Source organism: Aureibaculum marinum (genome assembly GCF_003813905.1).
In the GTDB taxonomy this organism is placed as follows: Bacteria; Bacteroidota; Bacteroidia; order Flavobacteriales; family Flavobacteriaceae; genus Aureibaculum; species Aureibaculum marinum.
This window is the reverse complement of record NZ_RPFJ01000010.1, coordinates 41,782-50,999: the sequence shown is the minus strand read 5'-3', so window position 1 is coordinate 50,999 and position 9,218 is coordinate 41,782. Positions and strand designations below refer to the sequence as shown.

Below are 9,218 nucleotides of genomic sequence, written 5' to 3'. Positions count from 1 at the left end.
TAGCACAGTTTAAAAGTAAAGTGAAAAAAAACAAAGCTTCACTGTTTTTTAGCAGTAGTATTTCGGCTTTTTTTCAAAATTCAGGCACATGTCAATATCACGGACCTTGTTATGATGGCTCTAAATGTATTATGTGCAATCAAAATCTAGAGGAAGTTGTTTTAATAGCAGGCGGTTCTACTGATGCTGGATTTTAAGTAACAAATATTTATTTTAACGGTCCTTCAGGTGGCGGAGATTTTAATGATGCAGAGGAAACTATCTCTTGGATTGCTGGAGGTGAAAGTGGTGGTGGATTTGAAGATCAAGATGAGGAGGACGACCCTTGTACCAAAATAGCCAACCAAATTGCCAATACCGCCTTTAAAGCAAAACTCGACCTTTTAAAAACCAAAACAGGGTTGAAAAAAGAAACAGGGTATGTACAAGATAAAAATGGAGTATTTACACAATTAAATGATACTAACGGAGGGCATTCTTTAGATATTAAAATTGACAGAGACAATACAACAGGTTATATTTATACACATTTAAATGACTTTCCAACTGGTAAGACAGATCCTAAAACAGGAAGGCCGTTTATTAATAAAATAAAAAGAATGTTCTCTCCTGCAGATGTTATAAAATTTTTGCAAATTGCAAAATACACCGAATACAATAATATCCCTTTGTCATCTGTTTATGGCACTATGGTTTCAAGTTCTGGCACATATACCCTAAAGTTTACTGGAAATACTGCTGATATAAAAGATCTAAAAACTGCGGAAGAGTATGAAAGCGATTATATAAAACTAATGAAAAAAGGAAATGAAAAAGGGTTTCTGCGTTTTTTAAGAGATCATATTAAAGTAGAAGGAATTGAATTGTATAAAATCAAAAATTCTGGACGCATTAGGCCAAAAACACTAGATGAAAGCGGTAAGGTTGAAACAGGTGATTGTTAATAATTAATTCAAAAAATGAAAAAAGTAATAACATTAATTTTAGTATTAAGTCTTTCAATATTTAGTTGCAAAGCACAACATATTATACCGGTAGAAAAAGCTGTAGATTATCTTGACAAAGAAGATGGTTTAATGGACGGTAAGGACTATGTGTACGTAAAAGACATTAACAACTTATTGACTAAGTTTACGGGTACTTGGAAAGGAACATATAACAGTAAAAACTTTGAATTCAAAATCGTAAAAACAACTACTGATGATGGTGAATTAAAAGAAGATTTGTTATTAGCTCGTTATAAGATTACTGATAGTAACGGGAGAGTTATTGAAAACACCCTAGATTTACCTGATGACAGCCCATATGTATTATTTGGTGGATATATAATTAAAGAAAGTATATACACTTATATGTTAAATTATATTGGTAAAAATACTAACTGTGGTCAAAACGGAAATGTTTTTATTTCCGTTTATGGTACAAACAATACGAAAATGAAATTATTTTTACAAGTAGCAGGTGAAATGTACTTTGATTGCACAACTGGAGCAGCTAAACAGGTTTTACCGACTAAGGTTGTTACTTTGACAAAGCAATAATCGCTTTAAAAAGGCTTAATTTATTTTACAACTTAACTTAAAAACATTACATTACTTATAAAAATTCATATGCTCAATATATTCCCAAACTTTATTAGGCAATAAAGGTTCTATGTTTTTTTTATCTGCAATAGCTTTACGAATAAAAGTAGAAGAAATCTCCATTATCGGAGCATCAACTTGATGTACTTTTGGATGATTATCAAACTGTGATTTCGGTTTTTCGCCATTATAAATACGGGGATAAACGTAAATATCATATTCTTCTAAAATAACTTCATAATTTTTCCACTTATGAAAAGAAGCTAAATTATCTTCTCCCATTATCAAATTAAATTGATGTTGCGGATATTTTTCTTCTAAATGTACTAATGTATTTATAGTGTAATTAGGTTGAGGCAAACGAAACTCAATAGTAGATGGTTTTAACCTTCTATAATCTTCTGTTGCAATTTGCACCAACTGATATCTATGATTATCCCCCAGTAAAGATGATTTTTTTTTAAAAGGAGAATGTGGTGTAATAACAAACCAAACCTCTTCTAAATCAGAAAATTCAACCATGTGGTTGGCAATAATTAAATGCCCAATATGTATGGGATTAAAGGTCCCAAAGTACAAGCCTATTTTCATTTGTTTTTATGCTTTACATCAATAAAATCTGCAACTAAATTTTCTGCTTCTTTTAACGCCACTTCCAAATCATAATTTTTTATAATTTTATCAAATTGTGGAGCTGTTGCCAATTCAACAGAGGCCTTTGCAATTCGCATATTTATTCGATCTTCGCTTTCGGTTTTGCGTTTTTTTAGTCGTATTTTTAATTCATCAACACTAGGAGGTTTCACAAAAACGGCTAATGTTTCTTTCGGAAATTTCTTTTTTATTCTTAACCCACCAGCAACATCAATATCAAAAATTACATGTTTACCTAAAGCCCAAATACGTTCTACTTCACTTTTTAAAGTTCCATAAAAATTATCTCTATAAACCTCTTCCCATTCTAAAAAATCATCATTTTTTATATGATTTTTAAATTCTTTTGTACTTATAAAATAATAATCTTTTCCATTAATTTCGTCACCGCGAGGCTCACGAGAAGTTGCTGAAATAGAAAACTCTAAATTCAACTTTTCTATGCCTAACAAATGTCTTACAATAGTAGTTTTACCAGACCCAGAAGGAGCTGAAAAAACAATTAATTTACCTTCTTTTTGGTTTGAACTTTTAGTTGGTAACATATTTTTATATTTCTGTTTCACAAATATGATTAAATACGCTTTAGTATTTATTTACCTGTAAACACGATATTAACTTTTGAATTTCAATTGATTATAAGAAAACTTATACTGATTAGTATGTTTTTTACTACTTAATTTACAATACATTTAGCAATTGTTCTTTAATTTTTTCCAATTCATCTTTCATTTGAACTACTACTTTTTGCATTGCAGCAAAATTAGATTTAGATCCAGTTGTGTTTATTTCTCTACCTATTTCTTGACAGATAAATCCAAGTTTTTTACCATTAGACTCTTCACTAATTAAGGCTTGTAAAAAATAATCTAAATGATTATTTAAACGTACTTTTTCTTCAGTAATATCTAACTTTTCTAAATAATACATCAATTCTTGTTCAAACCTATTTTCATCTACATTTTGTTTTAAATCAGCAACAGCTTTTTCTAACCGTTCACGTATCTGAGCCAATCTTTCTTTGTCTAATACCGCAACTTCTTCTGATAATTTTTGAATGTTTTGAATACGAATTGTAAAATCATGTGCCAACACTGCTCCTTCATCAGCTCTAAAACCTAATACCTCATCTATAGCTTCATCAATAGTCTGTTCAACTTTAACCCATTCCGTTTCGTCAAATTCTTCTCGTTGACATTTTAAAACATCAGGCAAACGCATTGCTATTTCAAGTAAACTTTCAGAAGAAACTTCTGTAACACTTCTTAATTGATCTATATAATTATTAACTACTTCTTGATTAATAATTGATGTAGTTTCTCCCCCAGTACTTTCAACATGGATTGTAAAATCTACCTTACCTCTAAATAATTTTTTAGATAATTTACTTCTAATTTCCAATTCCTTTTCTCTGTACATTGAAGGCACTCTGACATTCAAATCTAAATTTTTACTGTTTAATGTTTTAATTTCTACAGTTACTTTTTTTTGAGGTAATTCAGCTACGGCTTTTCCGTATCCAGTCATTGATTGTATCATATAGTAAGGGTAAGTTTACGCAAATTTAAACAAATTAAGTTATTTGTTTAGGGCGGTTGACATTTGTTACCATATAAACCCCTATAAAAATTAAAATTGTTGCCAATATTTTAACAATACTTAAGCTATCACTTTCAGTAATTAAGGCATAAACAGTAGCGATTACGGGTTGCAAGTAGACAAAAATACTTAATGTTGTAGGTTTTAACTTTGTTAGAGCAAACAAATTAAAAAGGTAGGTAAAAAAAGTAGTAAACACTACTATAAAACCTGCTTTTAATAGAACATCTGTAGGCATTAGTTGCCATTGTACTTCTTGCAACTCAGAAAATCCAAATGGTATAACTACAATTAATCCGATGGTATAAATCCACTTTACAAATGTAAAAGGATGATATTTGTCTGTTAACCGCTTTACCATGATTAAATAAAAACTATATAATGTAGCATTTACAAATACTAAAAAATTACCTAAAAGTGGATTTTCGCCTTTATTTATACTTTGTCCATAAACAATCAATATAAATGCACCTAACAAACCAATAGCTATACCAAATACTTTTATAAGATTAATTTTTTCTTTTAATATTAGTGTTGAAAGCAACAACACTACTATAGGTACAGTTAACATAATAACCGATGCACTTATTGGAGAAGTTAAGCTTAGCCCTTTAAAAAAAGTAAGCATATTAAAAGCTGCTCCAAAACATGCTACCAAAATAATTCTGATATAATCGTTTTTATCTATCTTCTCCTTTTTAGCAAAAAAACTAATAACCCAAAAAAGAATAGCCGCACCTAACACCCTCAATATAATAAATGCATAGGGTTTTACATATATAGGCATTACATCTTTTGCAACCGTAAAGCTAACTCCATAAATTAATGCAGCTAAAAATGCAAGGAGCAATGCAAAGTTTCTAGAATTCATAAAAGTTTATAGTTTGATTTGTATTTAAAGATTAGGTTTAGCTTTCTCTTTTCAATAATACTCAGATACGCACTTGTTTTAAATATTTAATTTTGGGGCTCAAAGCTAATCATAAAAAAAAGTAATGATTTGATATATCAAACCATTACTTTTAAAAGTTAACTTTTATAAATTCTTTTATAAACTATTTAGCAGCTTCATAACGTCTTTCAACCTCGTTCCAGTTGACTACTTTAAAAAATGCCTCAATATAATCTGGTCTTCTATTTTGATAATTTAAATAATATGCATGTTCCCAAACATCTAATGCTAAAATAGGTGTACCACCACACCCTACTCCTGGCATTAAAGGATTGTCTTGATTTGGCGTAGAACAAATTTCAACTTTACCTCCTTTATGAACACAAAGCCATGCCCAACCAGATCCGAAACGTGTTGCTGCTGCTTTAGAGAAAGATTCTTTAAATGCATCTACAGACATATATTCAGCTTCAATAGCCTCTTTTAATGGACCAGATAAACGGCCTTTTTCTTCAGGATTTAATATTTCCCAAAATAAATTGTGATTATAAAAACCACCTCCATTATTTCTAACTGCAGCATTACTCATGTCTAAACCAGTTAATATATCTTCAATAGATTTTCCTTCAAGGTCAGTGCCTTTAATAGCATTGTTTAGATTATTAGTATATCCTGCATGATGTTTTGTATGGTGTATTTCCATAGTACGTGCATCAATATGTGGTTCTAACGCATCATAAGCGTAAGGTAATTTTGGTAATTCAAAAGCCATAATTTTATATTTTTTTATTGTTAAACTTCATTTAAGAACTATAAATGTAACAAAGTATTTATACTTCAACTGCTCAAAGATAAAAATTATTAGTTTAAAAGCAGTTCTAGGCAAATAGAATGTTCCTATTAGACCATAGATTAATATTATTATTTAACTTTAATCTTTTCGGTTCTTAACTCATCCATTGCTTTACTTACTAAATTATAGGTAATCTGAGAACCATTTAATTTTTTTATAAGTATGTTTTTCTCATCTTTAGATGCTCCTAATTGATTTAAAATATTGTTTAGGTGCATTTTCATATGACCGTGCTGAATTCCGGTGGTTGTTAATGCTTTTAGAGCTGCAAAATTTTGAGCCAAACCAGCAACAGCAACAATTTGCATTAATTCTTTAGCTGTTGGATTTTGTAATAAATTCAAAGAAAATTTAGCCAATGGATGCAAAGCTGTCAATCCTCCAACTGTACCCAAGGCTAAGGGAACCTCTATCCAAAACTTAAAAACACCATTATCTATAGAACAATTACTAAGACTTTTATAGACACCATCTTTTGAAGCATAAGCATGTATGCCAGCTTCAACAGCTCTAAAATCGTTTCCAGTAGCAATTACAACCGCATCTATCCCATTCATTATTCCTTTATTATGAGTAACAGCTCTGTAAGGCTCAACTTGTGCAATTTGAACTGCCTGATAAAATTTTTGTGCAAATTCTAATCCATTGTCTCCTAATTCTTCAATCTTACAACTTACTTCAGCCTTTACTAAACAATCTGGAATATAATTAGATAAAATGCTCATTACTATTTCTATATCCTCTTTTTGAAATGTAGAAGCGATATTTTCTAAACATGAGTTAATAAAATTAGCACCCATACTATCTTTAGTTTCAAAAGTAACATGAAGTTGATAGTAATTTTCTAAACTTTTAGTTTTATCTTTTAGTTCAATATCTAAAATACCTCCACCACGCTTACGCATATTTTTAGTGATGAATTCTGTTGCACTTAACAAGTTAGATTTTACTGAATTGAAATAAGTTTCCAAATCTGCAAAATCACCAGAATACATAAAATGGACTTGCCCAATTTTTGTTGTAGATAGCACTTCTGCTTTAAACCCACCTCTTTTACTCCAAAATTTTGCAACCAAAGAAGCTGCTGCGACAACAGAACTTTCCTCAATTGCCATTGGAATAACATATGGTATATTATTAATCTTAAAGTTAGGTGCTACAGCAAATGGCAAATAAAAATTTGAAATTGTATTTTCAATAAACTCATCATGAAGTTGTTGTAATTTAGAATCTGAATTTAAATATTGACTTAAAACTGTTTTAGACTCTGGATAATCTAAAAGAAAATTATCCATAAGCCATGCTATTTTTTCCTCCTTATTAAGTTTAGAAAATCCAGAAATAAGTGTAGACATTTAGTATAAATTTAATTCAATTGTAAATATACTATTCAAACTTAAAATATCATGATTTTAAGATAATTTTTACCCAATTTTTGCCTAAAATTGAAACTCTTTTGAAAAAATGACTATTTTTATCAAAAATTATAATAAATCTCAACCTTATGTCAAATACTGCACTAAAACAACCCTATCAGAAAGAATTATTTGGACATCCAGTAGGACTTTATGTCCTGTTTTTTACAGAAATGTGGGAACGATTCTCTTACTACGGTATGCGTGCTATTTTAGTGCTATACATGATTTCTTCTGCAACGGGATCAAATCCTGGTTTAGGTTGGTCAAATTCAGATGCATTAGCCTTATACGGTTGGTATACAATGTTAGTATATTTAATGTCTATTCCAGGTGGTATTTTAGCAGATAAGTATGTAGGACAAAAGAAAGCTGTTTTATATGGAGGTTTAGTTTTGGTAGCTGGACACTCCATTTTAGCAATTACGGCACCTTGGGCTTTCTTTACTGGATTGGCTTTAATTGTAATAGGTGTTGGTGGGCTAAAACCTAATATTTCTACTATGGTTGGTGGGCTGTATCCTCCAAAAGATGAAAGAAGAGATTCTGGTTTTACCATTTTCTATATAGGTATAAATGTAGGTGCTTTTCTTGCTGCAATTATTGTAGGTTATGTTGGTGAAGAAATAGGTTGGCATTACGGTTTTGGATTGGCTGGTATAGGCATGTTATTAGGTCAAATAGTATATATGGCTGGACAAAAATTCTTAACACCAGTTGGAAATCCTCCATCTAAAGGAAAAAAAGGACAACCTTCACTAATAGATGCTGAAAATGAAGATGAAAACACTTCTTTTGGTCAGTTATTTGCCAATTTACTTAAAAGCCCGGTGCAATTAGCCATTACATTAATTGCTATTGTTGGATTAACAATTTTAGCATTCAATATTTTTGAAGAATTAGATAGATACCTTTATGCAGGTCTTTTTACTTTCTTAGCATTAGTAGCTGGATTAATGATGATGATTTATAAAGATATAAATTCCATTGAAAAAGATCGTTTTATAGTATTGCTTGTTTCGTTTCTAATAATTATCGTTTTTTGGGGAGCTTTTGAACAAGCAGGAGGTTTGTTAAACATTTACACTGATTCAAAAATAGACAGGTTTGTAAGCTTAAATGTATTGGATATACTTTTTTATGGTAGTGGTATAATATTATTAGTTTTAGGCATTATCAAAAAAATTAAAAAAAGTGATATAAGTTATATTTTTATCACTATTGCTTTACTTATTCTTGGAATTTACTTTTTCTTTAAAGATCAACTGTTCCACAGTAACCCTTATGAAATTCCAACATCCGTATTCCAATCTGTTAATGCATTATTTATTATTATTTTTGGAACTATTGTAAGTGGTGTTTGGCTTTGGTGGGCTCATAAAGGTAAAGAACACTCTTCTTTATTTAAAATGGCCATTGGTACCATTATTATGGGGGCTGGTTTCCTATTTATGGCTAAAGCCAGTTCAGATGTAACACATTATGGTGATAAGGCAGCTCTTATTTTACTTATTTTAGCCTATTTATTTCATACCATTGGAGAGCTTTGTACTTCTCCAGTAGCACTTTCTTTTATTACTAAAGTAGCCCCAGTAAAATACGTTTCTATTATGATGGGTGTTTATTTTGCTGCTACTGGCTTAGGAAACAAAGTAGCTGGCTCTATTGGTGAAGCCTCTCAAGCTAAACCTGTAAAAATTCAGTTAGCATCAAAATCTGTGGTACAAGATGGATTGGTAAAAAATGAAGATTTTTCTAAGGCTCATGATTTTGAACTTATATCTAAAGCCTACTTAAAAGGTAATGACATATTTTATATAGATAATTCTTTCAACGACTTACTTACGGTAAAAAATAACGACTTATTTGTAGAGTACTTAAAAGGTGAAGAGGCAACTGAAAACAACCCTAAAACAGTTATTGCTAGATTTAGTTACGACAAGGATAAAAAAATGGCTGTAGAAGAGGGTAAAATAACAGTCAATAGTGATGATTATAGTGGAACTATTGAAGTCTTTGATATGCAAAACAAACTTGAATTTAAAACCTATGTATATATCTTTATACTTACTCTAGTCTTTGGAATTTTATTATTAATATTTCTTAAAAAACTAAAGAAACTTACCCATGGTGCAGAATCTTTAGAAATTGATGATAAGGAAGAAGCCGAAACTTTTGAGTTAGGAGAACAAGATTCTAAAAAGTAAAACAATCAACCAAAA

10 protein-coding genes are annotated in these 9,218 nt (G+C 30.3%); 4 read left to right on the top strand and 6 right to left on the bottom strand.

The genetic code is table 11. The annotated features are described in order from the left end of the window. From EGM88_RS15775 to EGM88_RS08545, 3 genes are all read left to right on the top strand, one after another. On the top strand, positions 1-197 hold a 197-nt coding region (locus EGM88_RS15775), incomplete at its 5' end, for a hypothetical protein (protein WP_203229447.1). 204 nt (positions 198-401) lie between these two features. Continuing rightward, positions 402-944 (top strand): hypothetical protein, encoded by a 543-nt coding sequence (locus EGM88_RS08550; protein WP_123897561.1) that lies wholly within the window; start codon positions 402-404, stop codon positions 942-944. A gap of 15 nt (positions 945-959) precedes the next feature. Next, the gene (locus EGM88_RS08545) at positions 960-1,541 is read left to right on the top strand and encodes a DUF6705 family protein (protein WP_123897560.1); all 582 of its coding nucleotides are present in this window, start codon (positions 960-962) and stop codon (positions 1,539-1,541) included. 51 nt (positions 1,542-1,592) lie between these two features. Here the strand turns inward: EGM88_RS08545 and nadD are convergent, their stop codons facing one another. From nadD to EGM88_RS08515, 6 genes are all read right to left on the bottom strand, one after another. Further along, the gene (nadD, locus tag EGM88_RS08540; protein ID WP_123897559.1) at positions 1,593-2,174 is read right to left on the bottom strand and encodes a nicotinate (nicotinamide) nucleotide adenylyltransferase; all 582 of its coding nucleotides are present in this window, start codon (positions 2,172-2,174) and stop codon (positions 1,593-1,595) included. Further along, positions 2,171-2,782: a guanylate kinase gene (gmk, locus tag EGM88_RS08535; RefSeq protein WP_123897558.1), complete on the bottom strand. Its 612-nt coding sequence runs from the start codon at positions 2,780-2,782 to the stop codon at positions 2,171-2,173. Before gmk ends, nadD begins: the two co-directional genes overlap by 4 nt. Before the next feature lie 136 nt (positions 2,783-2,918). Then, positions 2,919-3,776 (bottom strand): YicC/YloC family endoribonuclease, encoded by an 858-nt coding sequence (locus EGM88_RS08530; protein ID WP_123897557.1) that lies wholly within the window; start codon positions 3,774-3,776, stop codon positions 2,919-2,921. Between the two features lie 34 nt (positions 3,777-3,810). Continuing rightward, positions 3,811-4,707 (bottom strand): DMT family transporter, encoded by an 897-nt coding sequence (locus EGM88_RS08525; RefSeq protein WP_123897556.1) that lies wholly within the window; start codon positions 4,705-4,707, stop codon positions 3,811-3,813. A gap of 184 nt (positions 4,708-4,891) precedes the next feature. After that, on the bottom strand, positions 4,892-5,500 hold the full coding sequence (locus EGM88_RS08520) for a superoxide dismutase (protein WP_123897555.1): 609 nt from the start codon (positions 5,498-5,500) through the stop codon (positions 4,892-4,894). Between the two features lie 149 nt (positions 5,501-5,649). Next, the gene (locus EGM88_RS08515) at positions 5,650-6,936 is read right to left on the bottom strand and encodes a hydroxymethylglutaryl-CoA reductase, degradative (protein WP_123897554.1); all 1,287 of its coding nucleotides are present in this window, start codon (positions 6,934-6,936) and stop codon (positions 5,650-5,652) included. 149 nt (positions 6,937-7,085) lie between these two features. Between EGM88_RS08515 and EGM88_RS08510 the strand changes: the two genes are divergently transcribed. After that, on the top strand, positions 7,086-9,203 hold the full coding sequence (locus EGM88_RS08510) for a peptide MFS transporter (protein ID WP_123897553.1): 2,118 nt from the start codon (positions 7,086-7,088) through the stop codon (positions 9,201-9,203). Positions 9,204-9,218: the final 15 nt, after the last annotated feature.

What these genes read in the sequence shown, in the direction of transcription:
- EGM88_RS08545 (WP_123897560.1), top strand. Translation starts at nt 960, where the DNA reads ATGAAAAAAGTAATAACATTAATTTTAGTATTAAGTCTTTCAATATTT.
- nadD (WP_123897559.1), bottom strand. Translation starts at nt 2,174, where the DNA reads ATGAAAATAGGCTTGTACTTTGGGACCTTTAATCCCATACATATTGGG.
- gmk (WP_123897558.1), bottom strand. Translation starts at nt 2,782, where the DNA reads ATGTTACCAACTAAAAGTTCAAACCAAAAAGAAGGTAAATTAATTGTT.
- EGM88_RS08530 (WP_123897557.1), bottom strand. Translation starts at nt 3,776, where the DNA reads ATGATACAATCAATGACTGGATACGGAAAAGCCGTAGCTGAATTACCT.
- EGM88_RS08525 (WP_123897556.1), bottom strand. Translation starts at nt 4,707, where the DNA reads ATGAATTCTAGAAACTTTGCATTGCTCCTTGCATTTTTAGCTGCATTA.
- EGM88_RS08520 (WP_123897555.1), bottom strand. Translation starts at nt 5,500, where the DNA reads ATGGCTTTTGAATTACCAAAATTACCTTACGCTTATGATGCGTTAGAA.
- EGM88_RS08515 (WP_123897554.1), bottom strand. Translation starts at nt 6,936, where the DNA reads ATGTCTACACTTATTTCTGGATTTTCTAAACTTAATAAGGAGGAAAAA.
- EGM88_RS08510 (WP_123897553.1), top strand. Translation starts at nt 7,086, where the DNA reads ATGTCAAATACTGCACTAAAACAACCCTATCAGAAAGAATTATTTGGA.